Origin of the sequence: Citrobacter sp. MGH103 (assembly GCF_001034475.2) — a bacterium.
Classification (GTDB): domain Bacteria; phylum Pseudomonadota; class Gammaproteobacteria; order Enterobacterales; family Enterobacteriaceae; genus Citrobacter; species Citrobacter freundii.
The window spans coordinates 251,784-270,663 of the sequence record NZ_CP073044.1 but is presented as its reverse complement, the minus strand read 5'-3'; the positions used below and the strand labels follow the sequence as shown (position 1 = coordinate 270,663).

Below are 18,880 nucleotides of genomic sequence, written 5' to 3'. Positions count from 1 at the left end.
AGAACCCTATGCGATTCAAACGCCCGCAGGTGCGCTATGCCGACACGCCGCAGCCTGCCACCCCGTACCAATCCGCCGCGCAGGTGTGGGACGAGCGCATCGGCTCGGCCCGCGTCCAGGCCAAGAACTGGCGTTTTATGGCCTTCGGCTGCCTCACGCTTGCGCTGCTGATGGCCGGTGGCCTGGTGTGGCGCTCGGCGCAGTCCATCGTCACCCCTTACGTCATCGAGGTCGATCAGTCGGGGCAGGTGCGCGCCGTCGGCGAAGCCGCCACGCCGTACCGGCCCGCCGATGCGCAGATCGCGCACCACCTGGCGCGCTTCGTGACGCTGGTGCGCTCGCTGTCTATCGATCCCATCGTGGTGCGGCAAAACTGGCTGGACGCCTACGACTACACCACCGACAAAGGCGCGGCGGTGCTCAACGACTACGCCAGCAAGAACGATCCTTTCGCCCGTGTTGGCCGCGAGTCGGTGACGGTGCAGATCACCAGCGTGGTACGCGCCAGCGATGCCTCGTTCAACGTCCGTTGGACGGAGCAACGGTTCATCAACGGTGCCCCCGCCGGGACCGAGCGATGGAACGCGGTGCTTTCCACCGTCCTGCAAACCCCGCGCACCGAACAGCGCCTGCGCAAGAACCCGCTGGGTATCTACGTCAACGGCCTGTCGTGGAGCCGCGAACTGGATTCTTCTGAAGGAGCCAAGCCATGAACCTGTCTTTCCGCTTATACGCTTTCGCGCTGACCGTGGTGGCCCTGTCGGGCTGCGCTTCGCAGGGCAAGCCGCCTCCGTCCATTTCGCTCGATGAGCCGGTGCAGGCACAGCCGCTGCCGGAGCCGCCTGCTCCAGTGGAAGTCGTCGCCATGCCCGAGCCGCTGGCGCTGCCAGCGCAGTTGAAGCCGCTGCACGAGTTGGACGCGGCCCCGGCTAAGCCGGAGCCGGCCGATGAGAAGGTGCGCGTTTCCCGTGCCAATGCCGAGGCGCGCATCGCGCCCACGCGCGAGGGCTACGTCAATGCGATTCAGGTGTGGCCCTTCACCGATGGTGCGCTCTACCAAGTCTATGCCGCGCCGGGACGCGTGACCGTGGTTTCCTTGCAGCCGGGCGAGGAACTAGTGACGGTCGCAGCCGGCGATACCGTGCGCTGGATCGTCGGTGACACGTCCAGCGGCAGCGGCGACGCGATGCGTATCAATGTGCTGGTCAAGCCCATCCGCTCAGGCCTCAAGACGAATTTGGTCATCACCACCAGTCGCAGAACATACCTGCTGGAACTGACCTCGACGGAAAAGGCATGGATGGCGTCGGTGTCCTGGGACTACCCAAAAGACCGGATGTTGGCCTTGCAGCGCCAGTCGCAGGCGGCTAGCGCCGCCGCACCGGTCGATACCGGACTGTCGCTGGAGAAGATCCGCTTCCGATATTCCGTCTCAGGCAGCAATCCGCCGTGGAAGCCGCTGCGCGCCTTCGACGATGGCGAGAAGGTCTATATCCAGTTCCCGCCGGGAATCGCCCAAGGCGAGCTGCCACCGCTGTTCGTCATCGGCGCGCAGGGCGACGGACAACTGGTGAATTACCGTTTTCGCTCGCCTTACTACATCGTGGATCGGCTGTTCGGCGCGGCCGAACTGCGCCTGGGCGGCGACAAGGGTGACGTGGTGCGTATCGAACGCACGGATGGCTTGGCGCGGAGGAACTGACCATGAGCCAGGACGACACTCCCGACCTCGCCACGCCGCATGCGGGCAAGGTGGCACCCGAGGCAGTTGCGCTGCGCGCCCAACCGCGCCCGGTCACGCGCCTGAACCGGCGCACGCTGGCCATCCTCGTCGGCGGTCTCTCGGTCGCTGTGCTCGGCGCGCTGATGTGGTCGCTGCAACCGCAGCGGCGCGGTGCAGGCGAGCAGACCGAGCTTTACAACGTCGATCGCGTCTCGAAGTCCGAAGGGTTGGACGCGCTGCCGGCGGACTACTCGAAGCTGCCGCCCCCCTTGGCGGCATCCGTGCCGGAGTTGGGGCCGCCGCTGCCAGGCGATCTTGGCCCGGCCATTGTGAAGTCGCAGCAGCCGGTGACGGCCGCCTACGCGGCCCCCGGCAACGACCCCAACGACGCGTTGCGCAAGGAAGCCGAAGCAGCAGCGGCATCGGCGGTGTTCTTCCGCTCTGGTTCGCAGAAGGCCGCGCCGGTGGCGCAGACACAGGTAGCCGCTGCGCCGGGCTTCACCGCCAATGCGGCCTTCGACCCGCTGGCGGCCGGGCCTGCGTCGACGGCGGCCCAGCCCGCCGACCCGACCGCCGTGCAGAACCGGCAAGACCAGAAAGAGGCATTCCAGAAAGCCGGAACCACGGAAGCCCGTGATTCCGGCAACCTGACGCTGCCGGCGTCGCCGTATCAGGTCATGGCCGGAACGGTGGTCGCCGGGGCGCTGGTGACGGGCATCAAGTCGGACTTGCCGGGCGATGTGATCGCCACAGTGACGGAGCCGGTCTATGACACGGCTACCGGCAAGTTCCTGCTGATCCCGCAGGGGTCACGCATCCTGGGCAAATACAACAGCCAGGTCAGCTACGGGCAGAGCCGCGTGCAAGTGGTGTGGAACCGGATCATCCTGCCCGACACGTCTTCGCTCAAGCTCGACAACTTGGCCGGCACCGATCCGGCCGGCTACGCCGGCTTGGAAGATGATGTGGATTGGCATTGGGATCGCGTCTTTGCCGGTGCGGCACTGACGACGCTACTGGGCATCGGTGCCGAACTGGCTGCGCCGGAGAACCGGCAGGACGGTGATCGCGTCATCATCGCCGGCCGCGATAGCGCCCAGGACAGCATCAATCAGGTCGGTCAGGAGATGACCCGGCGCAACCTCAACATCCAGCCCACCTTGACGGAGCGCCCCGGCTTGCCGGTTCGCATCATCGTCAACCGCGATCTGGTGCTGCGGCCGTACCAGCCACTTTTCTTCAACAGGGGGACTTCGCGATGACGACGCGCAAGCTACGGCTCGGGCCGCTGCCGAAAACGGAATCCACGAAGCTGACTTTTGCTTGCCCGGCCAGCCTGAAAGCCGACCTCGACCGCTACGCTACGCTGCACGCGCAGACCTACGGCGAGGCGGTCGATGCCACGGTGCTAATTCCGCACATGCTAGAAGCCTTCATGGTCGGAGATCGGGGATTCAGGAAGGGAGGCGCGGGCAAGGCCGCGCCGCCGAAGCCAAGCTGATGATGCCGGTTTCCGCTGGCGGCCATCCCTCAAACGCGCAGCCCAAGGCTGCGCGTTCTTCATTCTGGAGGACGGCGACCGATTGGGCTATGAAGACCAAACGCGGCTACCGCCTGCAGGCAACCGCCCCCGATGCAGCACGCTCGGGCTTTCTACCGCGAAGCTCCTATGTGGCTCCCAGCCCACAACGCCACAGCCCCGCAAGGCGGCCCGAAGTAGAGCCAAACCCGCACCCCATATAGACTTCCGGCCATCAGGCTGATTTCAACAATCGCTTGACTGCGGACATTTTTTATTGCTGCGCTGCGCTCCAGGCGTCCAGTTCTTCCTTCGTTTCGAACGACACAACTACTACAGCATCATGATCAGGGCGTTGCGGCTGTCGCACCATCTGAAAAGGCGGCTCAAAGGTCATATAGTAAATAGGCTGTTCCCGGCGTGCCACCCACTCAGCTTGTTTCCGTTCTGCCAGTTCACAGGCCTCATCATACGTGTCAGCCTGAGCCAGCCATGTCGGCCTATCCCACGCCCCGCCGTTCAGACAGTACACGTGAAATTTCTCGTTATGGGTGACGCAGTAAGGATGATCCCACCAGGCATCGAGCTGGGCCTTGCTGCGCTTCTCGTTAGGCGTAATGTCGAAATTCTTCGGAAGTGTAGGGTTGTTCGGGATCTGGTTAGGCATCATGCGCCTCCTGTTCATACACGCCACGGGGAAGCGCCCGCATGTCATCAGTAATGACAAAAAGCGATTCTGAAATCGTGTTGCCTGTTGGGCGCCCGTCCCCGCAAATTACCACGGCATCATTGCCTGGGTAGCGAGCCGACTCAATGACGGCGAATTCTATGCCATCTGCACGGCGAAACCAGTACAGGCTTTCACCTTCCGGTGATGTTTCAATAGTCTTGCGGAAAAACGTTCCTTCCAGTGTTTCGGGGATGTAAGGCATAAACACTCCTTGTGTACGAAAAAGACCACAAGTTGTTACCCCTGCGGCCTGATCGGGCGAATGCTGCCATTAAGACGGTTAATCGCCCTTGTAAGGTGAGGCAACAAAATGGATTCTAACGCTGTAGCTAACATTCCAGTAGGAATAATTATCCCCGCGAACGCGGATCTAAAACTGATCATCTTTGACTTTCCCAGCATCCGTCCGCTGGGCCAGCAGCAGCAAACACGGGTTCAGCAAGGCGATACACTGTACCGGGTACTGTAAACCCCTGTCCTGCCTATGTCGGTCAGCAGGACTGGAGGCGTGAAGTTCACGTGCTGTGGCCATATACAGACTGGTCTTCCCATGACTCACTGTCATGTTCAAGGGGGCCGGTGATCCATTGTGCGGTGCGTGAAGCTCGGGAGCGAAAAGCCCATGTTTCGTCAGGGCCGATAGTGACGTTTTCCTCCGTCAATGAGGCGTTTTCTGGCATTACAGGTAACTTGCGGGTATCACGATCACCGCTTCCCAGCCAGTGTTCTACTTGCGCCTGGGTCTGAAACAAAAAAGCATGCATATGGCAGGCTGTACCGTCATTGATACCGTACATCCGAAGTCCATCATCAAACTCAGCTATAAAAATATTGTGTGACATACATTAACCTCATGGAATTCGCTTTTTCAGGGGCGAATCCTGGTGCCTTAATTAAAGGGTAAAAAGGTAAACGCTCACCAATGGTACAATATAAAAAACCAATAACGTCATCCACGAACCTTTTTTGAGGCCGTAGATGATTTTAAACGTAGTATCTCTAAACTCGTACAAAATGGAGCATCAAAATAATGAAAATAAACATGGGTAGTCTGAAAAGCGCTGCACCGCTCTTTGTTCTTATTGGCTTGATGATCGCGTTTTCGGCCTATGTGAAATCATGGGCATTGTTATACACGTTGCTGGCGTCATCAGTCATGCTCACAGTCATGATATCGTTGCCATTTCTTGTCTCGCCTTTACAGCATTCAAAATTCATAGTCCTGCGAATTTTACGTTTACTGGTTATTACGCTCTGGGCGGTTGGCCTTGTCGGCGTACTCTTTTCAGTTGTGGAACGCCTTGTATGGGTTAATGCTGACAGCTATCCGTCATGGCTGGCGAAGGAACTGGATTCCCCGACCATCACGGATGGTGAAACTTTTATTAAAGCTACAGAGTCTTTTGAGAAGACCTGCGGTAAAAATAAAGGTTCTCTCAGCGTTGTCGCAAGGCATAACGGCATGTTTATGCGCTGCGATGATAGCGTCTCTTTCGACACCTGGTGGAAGGGGGTTTACCAACTTAAAACACCTGAGACTCGATGATGCATTTCTTTAGTGCAGCAACAGAATGGCCGTATTGTGGTTAAGACATTTTCGACGATATCAGCTACTCCACTGTGGCGGGAAAAGATTCCCCTCTCAGCCACCGGGTACGCAATCTTAGTGGCTCCACTATACCGGGTACAGTTTCCACTTCAGCCTCATCGTGCTATCAGGGCCGTTCACCCTTCACGAACCACTTTATCGGGTATATCTTCCTTCCCGTGACATCACGCCATCCGGGGCGGAGGCAGTAACGGGCTCCACTATACCGGGTAAAACTTGCCAACCAGTGCCGCCACATTTCCGGTGCCTGGTTCGCAAGGGGCCTTATCCACTATACCGGGTATGGATCACATTTTCGTGGCTCCACTGTACCGGGTATAGTTCACATTTTGGTTGAAAAACACACAGAATCGTCAGGGTAAGGCTGAAGAGAAAGGGCTGCATCGGAGTTTTAGGGCTGACATTACCCGGTGTAGTGGAGATCCACTGTACCGGGTAAAAACAGAGCGGAAAGGAGAAGAATATCCACTATTCCGGGTAATGCAGCCACCCACGCGGCAGGCAGCTGCATTATCCGGCATCTATCATGGCTTCATGTTTCTTTTCAGAATATTCAGTACATAATCGCCGTTTTCTTTGTCTATGGAGTATTCCAGAAAACCGATCTCTTTAAGCTGGCCCAGCGCCTTTTTAACTGTGGCATTCTGGTTGCCAAGATGTGAGGACAGTTGCAGGCGTTCACGCAGCCGGTCAAATCCGATACGGTAAAAGGTGCTCGGTAACTCAGCCAGATACAGATACAGGGCCTGTGCGGACTCCTTACGGGCCAGTTTCTGCAACGTCTTCAGGTAGAGTCGGGTTTTACCGTCGACGCGATACAGCGTATTGAGCTTCGAATTTGGCTTGATGACGATTTTCCCGGTGGAACTGTCGTAGTACGTGGATTCCACGAGGTGCATGTTTATCGTTATCTGATCGTCTGTACCGGGTATTTTCTTAATGAACGAGATACTGGTTCGGGCAATACGCGTCAATGAAGCATCAAAACGCTCTTTCAATTGCCTATCAATGCGCTTAGTGTCAAAACCGCAGAACTTAGCAAACTCCGGGAAATTCAGCTCCAGCTGACCTTCCGAGTCGAGCGGACGGTTAGACAATGCATAAACGATCCCACACCATGATTTGAAGTCAGAGTCCATGTCGAGGCGCGGGCCATAAATTTGGATCTGGCTGTAGCCTTCACCCTCGACAATGGATAGTCTCGAAAGGGGTTCGGTGGCATCGATGCGGTGACTCTTCCGGCCACCCTTATCCGTGGATTTCAGTGTTGGCACAAACACACCCAGACGGAGTAAAACTTTCGGCTGAATGGTCTGTCTTAGCGTGGGAAGCAGTTGGATAACTTCCCCGGAATCTTTTAGGGACTCTTCAATGACAAGAGATAACTTGTTGTTATTACTAGACATATAGAAAGATCCGTTTTGTGCATAAGATCTACATCCTACCCGGTATAGTGTATCGAATCCACCCGGTATAGTGGATTATGCACCCTGTATAGTGGATGGATTACCCGACATAGTGTATTTCGCCCCCTGTACAGTGGATGGCGATCCGCTGAGAGCCCCGATATTACTGGCCTGCGAGGATCGTTATTCCTTTTTGATCTGCTATTGATCCTATATTGATCTTTATTATTATTCTATCCTGTTGATAACTATGCACAGAGACGTCATGAAGCATTACGATCGAAATGTGAGTAAATTCCGATCCGTTCTAAGAACCGCACTAGCACACTTCTTCCCTTGTAGAAAAAGTTACTTTTTTGACGCAAGCGGCTACAGAGTTATGAGGAGAGAGAGCGGAGAAAATGCAGGAAATGGCGTCACGAAAAAAAGCCGCCAGAGTGACTGACGGCTTTTTATGGTTACTTCAGCTCATCAATTTGGATCATAAACTCAGCGGCTCCGGTCTTGCCGTTCTCTGATGGATAAACCGGCATGAGAAGATTATCACCCATACCCATGTCGATATTAACATTTACAGACTCCCCAGGAGCTGCCTCCGCTCCATTAAACACTATCCCGAAGTTGGCATCCTTACGTACTGAGAGGGTCGCGTTCTGTAAGCCTTTGGCTATTTCACCGTTAGTCTTGCGGAGCATGTTTGTAGACAGATAGGCAAGTGGCACGTTATCAGAGGTTTTGAGCGCCGACTTTACTGCAAGGGTTCGAAGGTTATGCAGCTGTACCAAGTTATTCGGGAGATAACTGAACTTCTGTGTGTAAGTTTTTGTGTTGGACTGGCTGTCCGACACTGTCACACTGAGAGCATAGTTTTCAGAGGGCTCGAAATTCGGGAATATGCGCGGATATTCCGGCGAGTATATGTCTTTACCAGCAGGTGACCAACTGAGTTCAACATTGTCTGATGTCGGTCCGCCAGTTAGCTGGAGACGAGTAATGCGAGGTGTGGTCAGGTTATCGCTCAGTGCAATGCGCAGATTTTCCAGACCATAGACGACGGTGTCATCCTTTACCGGCTTCCCTTCGAAGGTAATAGCAACCGTTGGGGGTGTGGCATCGAGAGCTATCACGCCATAGGTTTTGTTTGTCTGGTTACCGAAACGATCCTGAATATTCACTTCAACGTTGTATTGCCCTTCAGACTGCCGGGAAAGGTCATACTCAATCGTGTAGTTACCCGCGTTTCTGGACTTTTCGACTCCCACAGGCGTCATGCGCTGTTTGGAGTTCTTATCGGTAAGATAGAATCCGAGGAGTCTGAATCCGTCGAACCAATCATTATCTCTGTTGAGATGAGCTTCAACAGTCAGTATCTTAGATGTCGGGCTGTAGGTGATCTCACCAATTTCTGGGACGATTTGATTGTTCCAGCGTGTCATAACCCACTGCTCGGAACGAAGAATAGGGTTCGCGACACTGCGTACATAATAAAGTGTACGGTTATAACCCTGAGTCCCTACCGCCATATCAAAATTCTCAGGAGCTTCGCAACTTGTCTGGCCAACCGGAATGCGGCAGGTTAGGCGTCCCCCAACTTCCTGCTCAAACGGTCTGGCTTCTACATTAAATCTTGCCCGGACGATTTTAATCGGCAATCTGGAAGACAGAACTGTCTCGAAGTCCTTCGACTTATACCAGGTGCCATTGCTATCCTGAAAATCCTCCCAGGTGCCAGTAAAAGCAGGCGTCTTGTTTGCGTTCGGGTTGAGCGTCATCGTGTAGGTCGGGAAGTATCCTGCCCACTGTCCAAAGTTGGCCATACGAGCCATATCCCCATTGAAGGCACCAAATGGCAGCGTCATTTCGACATAGCTGTAGGTGGCATCAGAAGCGATTTCTTTTGCAGCCGAATAAAGGTTAATAAATTCCAGTCCACCCTCTGCATATGCCCGGTAGTTAGATCTCGGGATTTTATACACCAGCCTGATAGGGTTTTCGTTAACCACCATACCGGCTTTATAGGCCGGGTAGTTTTTCACGCCGGGAACGACGCTGGTTGCATCATTTGGATCATGAACAGCGAAAAGGGATATCTCACCAATTGTATTATCAAACCGAAATTTTTGGGTCGGTAACGTGCGGATATTCCCGGCGGTGTCGTAAATTTTGGCTTTTGCCTGAAATTCTTCGTCAAGGTTGCTATCAGGGATGCCCGGTTGCTTCACACTTGCGAAGGTGTAGGGCAGGTACATCGTCTTGTCACCGACGTTGTATTTCATTGGCGTTGAGCTGAAAAGGGTTCCATTAGCGCGATAGATTTCAAATATGCCTTTATCTATTCCAACCGCATCAGCGATGCCCGTTGATAAAAAGCTGTATTGCGCCACAGCTTCAAGACCTAATTTAAATACCGCTCCAGTTCCAGTGCCCAGTGATGTGGTTGCTGTAAGGGCATTTGCAGCCGGAGGTGTGGTGTCTATTGTCCAGTTGTAGTTATACGTAGCTACCACTGACTGATTCAGATCCAAAATGTTGACCTGGACGATCAGTTTTCCTTCCCCGAGAGCGGGTAAAGTTACTTTCTTCCCGTAAAATTCACTGCCGTCGGCTGCTTTTAGCCGATCAGCCACACCGGTACGGGTAGTGGTGGTATTGTACAACTGCGCCCCGGTTTCCCGGGTCACTTTAACGTTTACAAAGCGATCCAATCCAGAAATAAGCGTCAGCGTTACGGTAGAAGCCGGATTGAGTAGCATCCGGGTTGAAGGCGCGTGTACTTCAATGCCATTGGTATCTGTAAAGCTGGATTCATAAATCTGAGCTGTTACCGGAACTGAGACGCCGAGCAAAACCATAGCCAAAGTTATAGTCTGATATTTCATTCAGTATTCCCCTATTGTTTTGTCGTTATTTTAAACGATTCACCTCCGGCACTTTTTCGTTAAGCAGAGTATTTCTGGGCCGTTAATCAGCGGATATTGTCACTTTCGCTGGCCTGGCAAAAGGCGCACAAACGGGCGTTGTTTTACTGAATAATTACACCTCTTATCACCCGGGTGATGAAAACGTTTCGGGTAAAATTTCCTGGCCAACCAGGAGAACATAAATGAAATTTTACAGAGGTCCGTTGATCGCCGCCGTCTATGCGGCACTGCTGTTCCCACTTTGCGGCCAGGCTCAGCTGTACAACTATTCGTACACCGACACACGTGGTACGAAAGTGAATGCTGAACCCTCCAGAGCGTATCTCAACCCAGGTAGCGCAATTACGCTGAACTTGATATCTGGTCTCGACCGCTACGAGCGCGTTACCGTGACACGATCATCAGATAATGTGCAGATGTTCCAGAGTGTCACCGGCCTGGTGACAGTGGCCGACAGGATCACTGCCGCTGATGGTAGTGAGTACTACGGCAAATCCATGGCACTGCCGGTACTGGGCGAGGGGACTTTTGCCCTTAAATCCGAAACCCTCGACAATAAGTCGAATGTCGTGGCCACAACCAGCTACTCCTTCAGCATTGATACCCGCGTATCTTCCCCGCAACAGATGATGCAGATTCCTACGTGCTGACTGCCATAGCAATGGATGAAGCCGGAAACAGCACCACAAAGAGCAGCCGGTTCCGCTACGTACCGAACAACCTGATTGAATTTAATACCATCAAGACGCTGGCTGTGGGCATGGGGCTGAAGACATCAGATAACCAGCCACTGGCGTATCTGCGGACCAACAGCATCCGGAAGAAAGATGGTTCGCTGATCACAGGAGTGCAGACCGGCACGCTGACGGTCCGTAAAGATGCGGCCTTTGCGGTCAGTATGAATGGGGCGACTGTCATTCCCGGAGATTCGAAAGACATCACAATAGACTTCGGTCAAGGGGATGGCATCCTGATCCCGATCTTCCCGGCCACCAGCGGCAAAGTTGGCGAATCCCGCTTCATGATCGAGCTGCCGCAAATCCAATAAACACCACAGAACCGGCCCCGTCATACGGGGCCTTTTCATGGTGTCTTAACGTAGCCAGAAAGAAACGGAACAGGCTGATTTAGTCGAATGTCAGAGATTGCTGAGAAAACGTTTATCACGCATTTCGCTCCACTGGAGAGAATTTGCTATCGCGCTCCCCGGGTGCAGGGTCTCACGCCCGATCGCCATCAAATTCAAATGCAGCTCCAATTTTTGCGTCTTGGCGTCACCTGGTTACCACCCGCACTCGCCATGGCAGAACTGGAACACCTTCTTAAGGGGTATGACGCCGACCACTGTCGGCTACTGGAAAACGTCCTGGATACAGCCCACCGGCATTACCTGGAGTCCTGTGGACCGCTAAAGAGAGAAGGGGGCCGCGTCGGGAACCGCATATCAGGCACCCGCCACGACGAAGCACATTTGTGTGTACGGTTTATGTCAACACGCTATGAATTGGCCACTGAGCTTTGTGCCGCTTATGTGTGCAGCAGGTATGCTTATGGGTGATCGTACCGGTTACTTCTTGTCTTCCAACGAGGCCAAGCGGCTAATTTCTTTCATACCGAGACGAGCGGCCACGCCCATGGCGGAGGCTTCGAGTTCGGCCTTGCCGTGTGAGACGATTTTGTCCATGGATTCCTGCATCAACTGGGTGCTGAAGGCCAGATTAACCGGCAGGTTGGCGATTGCGCCGGACAGAGACTGATATACTTCTTCAAGCTCGCGCTTTCCTGCCTTGCCTTTTGCCACCAGCAAAGCCAGTGCTTTCAGCTTTTCATTCACTTTCGCCATCTCGCGCTCAGAGGCTTCCCGGATCTGACGCTCATAACGTTCGCGTGTCGACTCAATATAGCCAATCTCCGGCTGGCGCTCATAGTCGCCGCGAATCAAACTGTTAATGGTACACGGCACGCCGTCACTCATTCCGAACGATGTGATCATTGAGGCCCACTGAGCCGGAGACAGACTGACTTTCAGAAGTGGGGAACGGCGTCTGCCTTCCGCCAGCCGATGACGGATCACTCCATCGCGCTCAACCTGCTCTGATTCACTGAAGGTCAGCGTAATCACCTCTTTATGAATGAGGTCGGAGGCATACAAGCGCTGCCCCGTCGTTGTCGTGCGGCTTACCGATACCTGCCCGTATGCCGTGTGACGGGTGATCACCTCTTCCATCTCGTTTTCTGTTACCGTCGGTATTACTGTGTTTTCCATTGTCATGCCCTGAATCGAATTAATGTTGACAGCGTCTGGCGTAATACCGATGTGAGACCGGACTGCCTGGGAACTTTACCCGTATCACTCGCTAAATTGGACGCCCGCTGACCGGAGTAACTCTCTGACATCGTCTGCCAGGAAATACGTTTCTGTTGTGTTGCCCGGGCCATCAAAGAAACAGGTCTCGGGCAACTGAATTGCCTGCGACTGCTGCTGTATCTGTTCCCGGGACTCGTTACTTTCGACGATAGCATCGGCAATGACTTCTGTTGCCCAATCGCGATCAAAGCCAGGCATCGTATGGAGTGATGCCACCATGTCGCTGGGTAAGGCATCGATATAGTCCAGAGCCGCCTGAGCTACCGAAATCAGTTCTTTCATGGTTGTCACCTTACTGTTGTGCTCATTCACCGCGCTTAACTCGCGTGAGCCGATTCTTTACGTTTATTGATAAGAAACTCTTCACCGCACGTTCCGCATTTCAAAATGTATTCTGCGTGCCTGAGTTGCTTTAAGGACATTGCTTTGCAAACGGGGCAGGCAAGGTGTTCTGAAAGCCGACGCATCAGTTGATTAATTTCAGAGCATTGTTCTGGCGTTAACTTGTGGCGGGTTTCCCACTTATAGGTCGCTTCCCGCACGACACGAGCCACGATATTTTTACCCTTCATCACTCTTGTCCTCCGGTGCAGCCAGCCATCTTACTCACTTCCGTGCGCATGTCAGCGAATAATGACCAGGTCAGGACCAAAACTGAATCCATCGCCCATCCGGTCGGAATGCTTCGATACATACGATTTCCCGTACTTCTCCAGGTCTTGCAGGCTTGATTTTGCCAGATTCCATGAATACTCATGCCCCCAGATTTCCCCATCCCGATCAGCAAATCTTGCGGGTTTATAGTTGTCCTTGAGCAGAGCATAGACACGTTCGAGAGTTGGTAATTCTGGACTGGTCTTAACGTTAGATGCGTCAGCGTTCGTCATTATTATGTACTCATTCGAGTTGATGGATAGGGAAGGTTGCACGCGAACTGTGGCGCTCCCCGTTTTACTGATAACCTGTCGGTGCTCATGCACTACGAAATTAGAATGATTGAAGGCACGTCACGCTTCCCGAAAACCTTTTCCCGTTCCGGCGTTTAGGAAGCGAGTATTCGCCGTCAAACCGGTAGATGCCGACCTTAGAGCAGGGTCCTCCGTCTTTAACCAATTCCCAGATGAAATCGGCACGGTCACTGAAATAGCCAGGACCTTCGTCAAAGGATGAAAATTCACTATGCACAACACACAGATCGCCGTGCTGACCGTTGATAAAAACGAAGTGACCTTTATGCTTTTCGCCTGGCTTCGCATCGAGGTGTCCAAACGTTTGATACATTACGGAGGCTTGATGTTCTGCCCCTGTCTTTCCAAGTAATTCACGCATCTCACTCCCCCTTTGCAGTTGCGACCATTGCACGGTAAACATCTGCAAGACGCTGGCTCATTAATCGAGACATTTTTCCAGTGGCCGAAGTTATCTGCTTCCGGCCTGCAATTAGCTGTTCCATCGTGGGAACTACCGGGACGCGGGTCATACCTTCCACTTCTCCTGCGCCAGTAGTGGTAACTTGATCAACATACTGCTCAACCTGATGCTGCTCTTCGTCGGTCCTCCATTATGATTTCTTCAATCAGACGTCTTACAACCCAGTTACTTAGGTTGCTTTGTGACGGAAGGCGCTTATACCTTCCGCCTCGGCCATTTCGTTGCCCGCGCTGAGCATTCCAGCGTCGAAGTACGCCATCGTTAATTTTCGGTGGTAGTGTGGCAACATCGCCCATCTGCCTGACTCCTGTCCTGAATTATTTCACTCGGGGCCAAAATACCGCTGTGTTGTTTGCCAGGTTACACCCCTGGCACCAACAGGGACGGGCTGTTATAAGAAAAGCGGTCTACTGGAGCATCTTCAAATCCGTGGTTCGGCGCATCTGGTGTCAGAACAAGGCCGTCATGTGCCGCGTGAATATGCAGCAGTGAATCACTGCCCGTGTCGATGTGCAGCGTCGGTACACCCCGATCGATCTCAAAAATGAGGCCGAAACAAGTCGTGCCGGATTCATTCACCACTTCACACTGAATGTTTTTCTCTTCTAACAACACCTTCACCTGATAGGACTGACAGTCTTCTTCTGGCAGCTGGGTTTCACCCAGTTGCCAGTCCTGTAACGTCCGGATAATCTCTGAAGGCGTTGCCTGCGATTCCGGCGTCAGAAGCGCATACACCTGCTGGCGGAACTGCTGGCTCAACTCCTCCATCAGGGGATTGTCCTCGCCATCGAAATGTTCTTCCCAGCCATCAGGATCAGCGTGCATCCAAACGTTATGCGTCAGAGACGGTAGTGAGTCGTCAGGGTGTACGATGAGATATGGGGAGCTTTCTTTTGTTTCCAGATAGCGGACAGGCTGGCCATCCAGCAAAGCTTCATCAACTGCCGTACCATCGGTTTCCGGCAATGCGATTTCCGTGACATTGCCGCCGCAATGCTCTGCCACAACACGCCCCAGATCCTCCATCAGTGCGCGATGTTTTTCTGGAGAATCCAGCTCGCCCAATAATTCCGGTTTTACCAGTAATGCAGTAATAATTGTTGCCAGTTCACGAGTTGAAATTAATTTAGCCATGATAGTCATCCTTTCATCTGATGTGTTAATTCTAACAGTTTCGGTTTGCTGGCTAATAACCCGGCGTGAAGTTTTTTAAAAATATATTCGCCCTTTAAACAAAGAGCGAACAATGGAATTAAAAAAGGACAAATTTGTAATTAATGAATCAGGAGGCTGCTTTAACTAATAAGCCAGGGCGACCGTTGGTATACCTGTCAGGCGGCGAAATACCGAATTCATGATTCAGGGAGTCAGTTGAAAGGACCATGCCGCCGTGAGCAGCCTGGACGTGCAGAACTGAAGGATCAGTGTCACCCGCGTTTACATGGACCGAGGGAACACCATTTTCAATTAACAACGTCAGGGCCATTACCAGGCGTGATTCCACATCCTGTACTGCCAGCTGGGCATGACCGCCGAGCGCCATAGTAACGATAAACTCTGCTGAAGACCCGGGCTGTTCGTCGTCGAGGTTGCAGTAATCACGCATTCGTACCACCTGCGAGGGAAGATTAGCATGGTTGGTTTGTGTCTGAAGGAGCATCCGCTGGAGGGCGTAGCGGCGAACTGAGCACTCTTTATGCGTCGGCAATTCATCAGGGCTTTCTTCGTCGCTGCCTTTGATATGGTCAAGCCAGCCATCTCGGGCATGGTGACGCCAGACATTATCGGTGAGGGAGTGCATGTCCGCGCCGGGAGATACGACGAGATAAGGGGTTACATCCGGAGAGGTCAGATAATCGGCCTGGCTTGATTCATCGCGATCCACCGGCATGATCACACCGTCAATCTCTCCTCCGCAATGTTTCGCCACCAGCTCAGCGATATCCTGCATAAATGCTTTATGCGACTCCGGTGTTTTTAATTCATTCATTAATGTGGGTTGCACCAGTAATCCACAGACAATTTCCGCAAGCTCGGCAGGTAATAGACATTTTGGCATGGTTGGTTCTCCTCTTTTTTGAATGAGAACACTCTAACATTCCGGCTTATTTTCCAAATAAGTTGAAGGCATTTATTTTTTTAAAAATTCATATCCAAACTATAATTAAAATAGTCCATTTTAATCTCAGAAAAGTAACTTTTCTAAAGGCTTATCGGGAGGGCATTAACGAGTGTTTCGTAATCACATTTGTGCCAGTTGAAAGCCGGTGTGCATGACCATTGTTTCGTGACCTTAAACCCAGGAATCGTCGAGCGTCTGGGAGAAAGGCTGCGACACCTTCGGTTAAGATGGGTCTTGTGAGTGGGGAAGGGACGCTACAGCCGGAAGACAAACTGAATCTGCCATTTCAGCCCGCGAGTATCCCGACCCTGTGCCACCGTTTTATAGCTAACATTTCTCCTTTACTGTAGCATTCTGCCGTTTCGCCATCCTCTCGGAACTTCGGTATACCGCGAGCGGAATATTTGCCAGTCATATGGCCCTTACTGGTAACCGGAAAAAAGCTTCATGAAGGCGGATAGGAAGTTCCTTAGACGCATATGGTGTTTTTAAATTAACACATAAGCATTGCTACTCATAAGGATGTAAAATAACCATGCCCATTAAGGATGTAATTAAGACCTCATTGGTTTTTTTTTGGTATTTGTAAACAGACAATTCCGAAAATATTTCTCAGTAAAATTGAATCCTGCATATATAAACTGCCTTTAGCAGTGCTGCAAAATTATTTTTAAAAATCTTTCATTCAGGTTATTAGCCAGCGAGACCAATCTGTCATGATTACTTCAGACCAAACCTGAGGAATCAAAAATGGATAAATACTTTGACCAGAGCGGAATTGAAATCGACAACGCTAAGATTCAGTGTATTGATTCAGTAAAAGGCACCGGGGAATATATTTATCGGGTCACTTGCAATAAATGCAAAGGCCGTGGTGAGCGTAAACACTTTTATAGGAGCCGCTGCATGGCATGTAATGGTACGGGCTATAGCCTGGTCACAACCCGTACATGTTACACCCTTTCCGCGTTATATCGCACATACCCGGAAGCGGCACGCAAGATTTCAGCAGCTCAGGCAGTAGTGCGTCAGCGTGCTGTACAATCAAAGACTTCCGCGTTCAATCTGTGGTGTAAGAGCAATCAGGAACTGGTTGACGCCATCACACAGCAAGACGGGGAGAACAGCTTTCTGAACAGTCTGAAATCGACGTTATCACGGAAATATCCATTAAGTGATAAACAACTAACGGTCGCAGCCAGAATTCTCGGGATTTAATAAATCAGCTTCAGGCTTTTATAATTCTTATTTAATTTTACTCATTCCATTACGGAGGAAGATATGATCCATTCATTTAAAGACAGACGGCTGGAAAGCTTTTTCCGTAATGGAAAGTCCACAGCAGGTATTCCTGCTGATCTGTTAAATGCGATTTCATGCAGACTGAAAACGTTAAATAATGTAAAAAACGAACGCGAATTGTTATCAAGTAGTTTGCGTTACGAACGCTTAAGGATGACCGCAAACCGGTACTCTTCCATTCGAGTTAATTCAAAATATCGGTTATTCTTTGTGTGGAATGATGGCGTACATAACGTTCACCTGTCGGCGCATGATTATAAATCGCTAATCCATTAAGGTAAAAAATGAAACTTTTCGGTATTTTATCCAGGGATGCAGGCACGGATGCGATGTTTTATATTCAGACCAGCACTAAACAACAGGCAAGCTTCATATTTGATGCCCTTGTCCCCCGGCTGAATGCGCATTGCCAACTGATCGACCCACTGAATGAAACAATTATACCTTCACTAAGCCGGACGACACTTTCTTTACAGCCCTGGTCCCAGAATACCCAGACACGGACGAGTGAGCTGAAGATGACGACGCACGGTCTGACTCTCTCCGGGGCAGTGATGGTGGAACACTCCCGGCAGATCGTCGACTTCTGCGATAACCTGGGCCTGCGCCTCGATGCACCCACCGGGAAACCCAGCTGGACAGAACTGATCAATGCTGACCTTGAGCAGCTTAATTCCCCGCGTTTGTTCCCCGTCCTTACCCAATCTGGCACGGAAGGACAGTTTCAGATCTATGTCCCGGCACCGGCTGTCATTGACGCCGACGTAGTCATTGCAAGCGTGATCGGCGAGTGTTTTAGCGGCGTTACCCCGTACTGCGTGAACGGCACTCCATATCCGCTGACTGAAAAGCCGCTGATCCGGATGGAGGCACACGTTAGTGACATGCATACACGGGTTTTTGAGCTGACATTCGTCAGTTATAACCTGGCCCTTACTGCGACGGTATATGACAACAATCTGCGCCAGGTTCTGATGCTGTGTGAAGATTTTGGTGTCACCCTTCAGGGGCGAGCGGGTGCATCCTGTCATGCCTACATGCGTAACGAATACCGGCGGCTTGCACATGTAGGTGTTTGCTCACGCTCCGGGGCTGAAGACGATGTCCGCGCTTACAGCTCATATAAAGAGGAAACCCTGATCCGGCAGCTGCTGAATCAGGCGACGGCGGACAGCACATTGATCCCGGCGCGACACGGCCAGCAATTTAACGGTGTGCTGATGAATGCCACCCCGTCATCAGCAACCACCGGATTTATCTACCTGTCACAGGAATTCCCGCAAGGCCAGTTTATGATGACGGCGGAAGTGGTGAATGCCAGCAGCACGCCACGGGGGATCAGTTACATCGAAACGGTGGACGGTTACCGTTTTATTGTGACTGCATACGACACGAGAGCGATGAATTCCCTGACCGAATTTCTTGAAGTTAACGAGACCTATTTTACCCCATACCGCTGGGCGTAGCGCCAGCGCACCGGACAGCCAGGGAGGGCATCCGGAAAAGGTGATTTCACGCCATCAACAGAGCGCGAAACTCGCAGAAAAACAGACTGGCCCTATTTTAATACCCGATCACCGAAGCCAATTGCCTTCCGGGCAGAATGCCTGAGTATACCGGGTCTTAGCGACGTGGGATCAGGGCAGCCGGGAAAAGTAACTTTTGAAAAATTAGACGTGGTCAGTCGGCATGGTGTATTAAATTTCAAATCCTCTGGTTATATTCCTTCTTATAAACAATCCTCCT

General features: G+C 52.2%; 23 protein-coding genes. 11 read left to right on the top strand and 12 right to left on the bottom strand.

Annotation, left to right across the window (positions count from 1 at the left end):
• Window positions 1–8 precede the first annotated feature (8 nt).
• The 4 genes from trbF to SK33_RS25130 are packed head-to-tail and all read left to right on the top strand — an operon-like array spanning window position 9 to window position 3,224.
• Window positions 9–713 carry a conjugal transfer protein TrbF gene (gene trbF / locus SK33_RS25145; RefSeq protein WP_004883108.1) on the top strand — a complete coding sequence of 235 codons (705 nt, stop codon included), beginning with the start codon at window positions 9–11 and terminating at the stop codon, window positions 711–713.
• Window positions 710–1,702: a P-type conjugative transfer protein TrbG gene (gene trbG / locus SK33_RS25140; RefSeq protein WP_004883112.1), complete on the top strand. Its 993-nt coding sequence runs from the start codon at window positions 710–712 to the stop codon at window positions 1,700–1,702. The genes trbF and trbG overlap by 4 nt, the downstream gene beginning before the upstream one ends.
• A 2-nt stretch (window positions 1,703–1,704) precedes the next feature.
• Window positions 1,705–2,985 (top strand): TrbI/VirB10 family protein, encoded by a 1,281-nt coding sequence (locus tag SK33_RS25135; RefSeq protein ID WP_004883119.1) that lies wholly within the window; start codon window positions 1,705–1,707, stop codon window positions 2,983–2,985.
• The gene (locus SK33_RS25130) at window positions 2,982–3,224 is read left to right on the top strand and encodes a DUF2274 domain-containing protein (protein WP_004883121.1); all 243 of its coding nucleotides are present in this window, start codon (window positions 2,982–2,984) and stop codon (window positions 3,222–3,224) included. Before SK33_RS25135 ends, SK33_RS25130 begins: the two co-directional genes overlap by 4 nt.
• 292 nt (window positions 3,225–3,516) lie before the next feature.
• Here SK33_RS25130 and SK33_RS25125 read toward each other — a convergent pair whose 3' ends face one another.
• Together SK33_RS25125 and SK33_RS25120 are read right to left on the bottom strand one after the other, a co-directional pair.
• Window positions 3,517–3,912 carry a DNA-binding protein gene (locus tag SK33_RS25125; RefSeq protein WP_223203170.1) on the bottom strand — a complete coding sequence of 132 codons (396 nt, stop codon included), beginning with the start codon at window positions 3,910–3,912 and terminating at the stop codon, window positions 3,517–3,519.
• The gene (locus SK33_RS25120; protein WP_022652138.1) at window positions 3,902–4,174 is read right to left on the bottom strand and encodes a hypothetical protein; all 273 of its coding nucleotides are present in this window, start codon (window positions 4,172–4,174) and stop codon (window positions 3,902–3,904) included. The genes SK33_RS25125 and SK33_RS25120 overlap by 11 nt, the downstream gene beginning before the upstream one ends.
• A 108-nt stretch (window positions 4,175–4,282) precedes the next feature.
• Here SK33_RS25120 and SK33_RS25115 point away from each other — a divergent pair, with 108 nt between their 5' ends.
• Window positions 4,283–4,441, top strand: coding sequence for a hypothetical protein (locus SK33_RS25115; protein WP_022652137.1), 159 nt, complete (start codon window positions 4,283–4,285; stop codon window positions 4,439–4,441).
• Between the two features lie 46 nt (window positions 4,442–4,487).
• On the opposite strand, the gene SK33_RS25110 is transcribed toward SK33_RS25115, so the two are convergent.
• Window positions 4,488–4,814, bottom strand: a complete 327-nt coding sequence (locus SK33_RS25110; RefSeq protein WP_015063087.1) for a hypothetical protein — start codon at window positions 4,812–4,814, stop codon at window positions 4,488–4,490.
• Window positions 4,815–5,002: 188 nt separating this feature from the next.
• On the opposite strand from SK33_RS25110, the gene SK33_RS25105 reads away from it, so the two are divergent.
• Complete coding sequence (locus tag SK33_RS25105) at window positions 5,003–5,518, top strand: hypothetical protein (protein WP_015063086.1); 516 nt, start codon at window positions 5,003–5,005, stop codon at window positions 5,516–5,518.
• Between the two features lie 587 nt (window positions 5,519–6,105).
• Here SK33_RS25105 and SK33_RS25100 read toward each other — a convergent pair.
• Window positions 6,106–6,987 carry a RepB family plasmid replication initiator protein gene (locus SK33_RS25100; RefSeq protein WP_015063085.1) on the bottom strand — a complete coding sequence of 294 codons (882 nt, stop codon included), beginning with the start codon at window positions 6,985–6,987 and terminating at the stop codon, window positions 6,106–6,108.
• Window positions 6,988–7,445: 458 nt separating this feature from the next.
• Entirely contained in the window at window positions 7,446–9,866 is a 2,421-nt protein-coding gene (locus SK33_RS25095; protein WP_015063084.1) for an Ig-like domain-containing protein, read from the bottom strand.
• Window positions 9,867–10,090: 224 nt separating this feature from the next.
• On the opposite strand from SK33_RS25095, the gene SK33_RS26550 reads away from it, so the two are divergent.
• Both SK33_RS26550 and SK33_RS26545 read left to right on the top strand, forming a co-directional pair.
• A complete protein-coding gene (locus tag SK33_RS26550; protein ID WP_015063083.1) occupies window positions 10,091–10,558 on the top strand; it encodes a DUF4165 domain-containing protein in 468 nt (155 codons plus the stop codon).
• Window positions 10,552–10,956 (top strand): Ig-like domain-containing protein, encoded by a 405-nt coding sequence (locus SK33_RS26545; protein WP_071787996.1) that lies wholly within the window; start codon window positions 10,552–10,554, stop codon window positions 10,954–10,956. The genes SK33_RS26550 and SK33_RS26545 overlap by 7 nt, the downstream gene beginning before the upstream one ends.
• 519 nt (window positions 10,957–11,475) lie before the next feature.
• Here the strand turns inward: SK33_RS26545 and SK33_RS25085 are convergent.
• From SK33_RS25085 to SK33_RS25055, 7 genes are all read right to left on the bottom strand, one after another.
• Window positions 11,476–12,174: a hypothetical protein gene (locus tag SK33_RS25085; protein ID WP_022652135.1), complete on the bottom strand. Its 699-nt coding sequence runs from the start codon at window positions 12,172–12,174 to the stop codon at window positions 11,476–11,478.
• Window positions 12,175–12,258: 84 nt separating this feature from the next.
• On the bottom strand, window positions 12,259–12,558 hold the full coding sequence (locus tag SK33_RS25080) for a hypothetical protein (RefSeq protein ID WP_032610385.1): 300 nt from the start codon (window positions 12,556–12,558) through the stop codon (window positions 12,259–12,261).
• A 35-nt stretch (window positions 12,559–12,593) separates the two neighbouring features.
• Window positions 12,594–12,851, bottom strand: a complete 258-nt coding sequence (locus SK33_RS25075; protein ID WP_125362998.1) for a hypothetical protein — start codon at window positions 12,849–12,851, stop codon at window positions 12,594–12,596.
• A gap of 48 nt (window positions 12,852–12,899) precedes the next feature.
• Window positions 12,900–13,163 carry a hypothetical protein gene (locus SK33_RS25070; protein ID WP_022652132.1) on the bottom strand — a complete coding sequence of 88 codons (264 nt, stop codon included), beginning with the start codon at window positions 13,161–13,163 and terminating at the stop codon, window positions 12,900–12,902.
• Between the two features lie 100 nt (window positions 13,164–13,263).
• Window positions 13,264–13,605: a hypothetical protein gene (locus SK33_RS25065; protein ID WP_032610383.1), complete on the bottom strand. Its 342-nt coding sequence runs from the start codon at window positions 13,603–13,605 to the stop codon at window positions 13,264–13,266.
• A 462-nt stretch (window positions 13,606–14,067) separates the two neighbouring features.
• Window positions 14,068–14,844 (bottom strand): hypothetical protein, encoded by a 777-nt coding sequence (locus tag SK33_RS25060; RefSeq protein WP_022652130.1) that lies wholly within the window; start codon window positions 14,842–14,844, stop codon window positions 14,068–14,070.
• Window positions 14,845–14,992: 148 nt separating this feature from the next.
• On the bottom strand, window positions 14,993–15,769 hold the full coding sequence (locus SK33_RS25055) for a hypothetical protein (protein ID WP_022652129.1): 777 nt from the start codon (window positions 15,767–15,769) through the stop codon (window positions 14,993–14,995).
• Between the two features lie 813 nt (window positions 15,770–16,582).
• On the opposite strand from SK33_RS25055, the gene SK33_RS25050 reads away from it, so the two are divergent.
• From SK33_RS25050 to SK33_RS25040, 3 genes are all read left to right on the top strand, one after another.
• On the top strand, window positions 16,583–17,050 hold the full coding sequence (locus SK33_RS25050; protein ID WP_022652128.1) for a hypothetical protein: 468 nt from the start codon (window positions 16,583–16,585) through the stop codon (window positions 17,048–17,050).
• A 63-nt stretch (window positions 17,051–17,113) separates the two neighbouring features.
• Entirely contained in the window at window positions 17,114–17,410 is a 297-nt protein-coding gene (locus SK33_RS25045; protein ID WP_015063076.1) for a type II toxin-antitoxin system RelE/ParE family toxin, read from the top strand.
• An 8-nt stretch (window positions 17,411–17,418) separates the two neighbouring features.
• Window positions 17,419–18,600: a hypothetical protein gene (locus SK33_RS25040; protein ID WP_022652127.1), complete on the top strand. Its 1,182-nt coding sequence runs from the start codon at window positions 17,419–17,421 to the stop codon at window positions 18,598–18,600.
• Window positions 18,601–18,880: the final 280 nt, after the last annotated feature.

Coding starts and splice junctions, on each gene's coding strand:
- SK33_RS25120 (WP_022652138.1), bottom strand. CDS start 4,174: ATGCCTTACATCCCCGAAACACTGGAAGGAACGTTTTTCCGCAAGACT.
- SK33_RS25100 (WP_015063085.1), bottom strand. CDS start 6,987: ATGTCTAGTAATAACAACAAGTTATCTCTTGTCATTGAAGAGTCCCTA.
- SK33_RS25125 (WP_223203170.1), bottom strand. CDS start 3,912: ATGATGCCTAACCAGATCCCGAACAACCCTACACTTCCGAAGAATTTC.
- SK33_RS25040 (WP_022652127.1), top strand. CDS start 17,419: ATGAAACTTTTCGGTATTTTATCCAGGGATGCAGGCACGGATGCGATG.
- SK33_RS25135 (WP_004883119.1), top strand. CDS start 1,705: ATGAGCCAGGACGACACTCCCGACCTCGCCACGCCGCATGCGGGCAAG.
- SK33_RS25050 (WP_022652128.1), top strand. CDS start 16,583: ATGGATAAATACTTTGACCAGAGCGGAATTGAAATCGACAACGCTAAG.
- SK33_RS26550 (WP_015063083.1), top strand. CDS start 10,091: ATGAAATTTTACAGAGGTCCGTTGATCGCCGCCGTCTATGCGGCACTG.
- SK33_RS25065 (WP_032610383.1), bottom strand. CDS start 13,605: ATGCGTGAATTACTTGGAAAGACAGGGGCAGAACATCAAGCCTCCGTA.
- SK33_RS25070 (WP_022652132.1), bottom strand. CDS start 13,163: ATGACGAACGCTGACGCATCTAACGTTAAGACCAGTCCAGAATTACCA.
- SK33_RS25130 (WP_004883121.1), top strand. CDS start 2,982: ATGACGACGCGCAAGCTACGGCTCGGGCCGCTGCCGAAAACGGAATCC.
- SK33_RS25060 (WP_022652130.1), bottom strand. CDS start 14,844: ATGGCTAAATTAATTTCAACTCGTGAACTGGCAACAATTATTACTGCA.
- SK33_RS25045 (WP_015063076.1), top strand. CDS start 17,114: ATGATCCATTCATTTAAAGACAGACGGCTGGAAAGCTTTTTCCGTAAT.
- SK33_RS25080 (WP_032610385.1), bottom strand. CDS start 12,558: ATGAAAGAACTGATTTCGGTAGCTCAGGCGGCTCTGGACTATATCGAT.
- SK33_RS25085 (WP_022652135.1), bottom strand. CDS start 12,174: ATGGAAAACACAGTAATACCGACGGTAACAGAAAACGAGATGGAAGAG.
- SK33_RS25095 (WP_015063084.1), bottom strand. CDS start 9,866: ATGAAATATCAGACTATAACTTTGGCTATGGTTTTGCTCGGCGTCTCA.
- SK33_RS25105 (WP_015063086.1), top strand. CDS start 5,003: ATGAAAATAAACATGGGTAGTCTGAAAAGCGCTGCACCGCTCTTTGTT.
- SK33_RS25055 (WP_022652129.1), bottom strand. CDS start 15,769: ATGCCAAAATGTCTATTACCTGCCGAGCTTGCGGAAATTGTCTGTGGA.
- trbF (WP_004883108.1), top strand. CDS start 9: ATGCGATTCAAACGCCCGCAGGTGCGCTATGCCGACACGCCGCAGCCT.
- trbG (WP_004883112.1), top strand. CDS start 710: ATGAACCTGTCTTTCCGCTTATACGCTTTCGCGCTGACCGTGGTGGCC.
- SK33_RS25115 (WP_022652137.1), top strand. CDS start 4,283: ATGGATTCTAACGCTGTAGCTAACATTCCAGTAGGAATAATTATCCCC.
- SK33_RS25110 (WP_015063087.1), bottom strand. CDS start 4,814: ATGTCACACAATATTTTTATAGCTGAGTTTGATGATGGACTTCGGATG.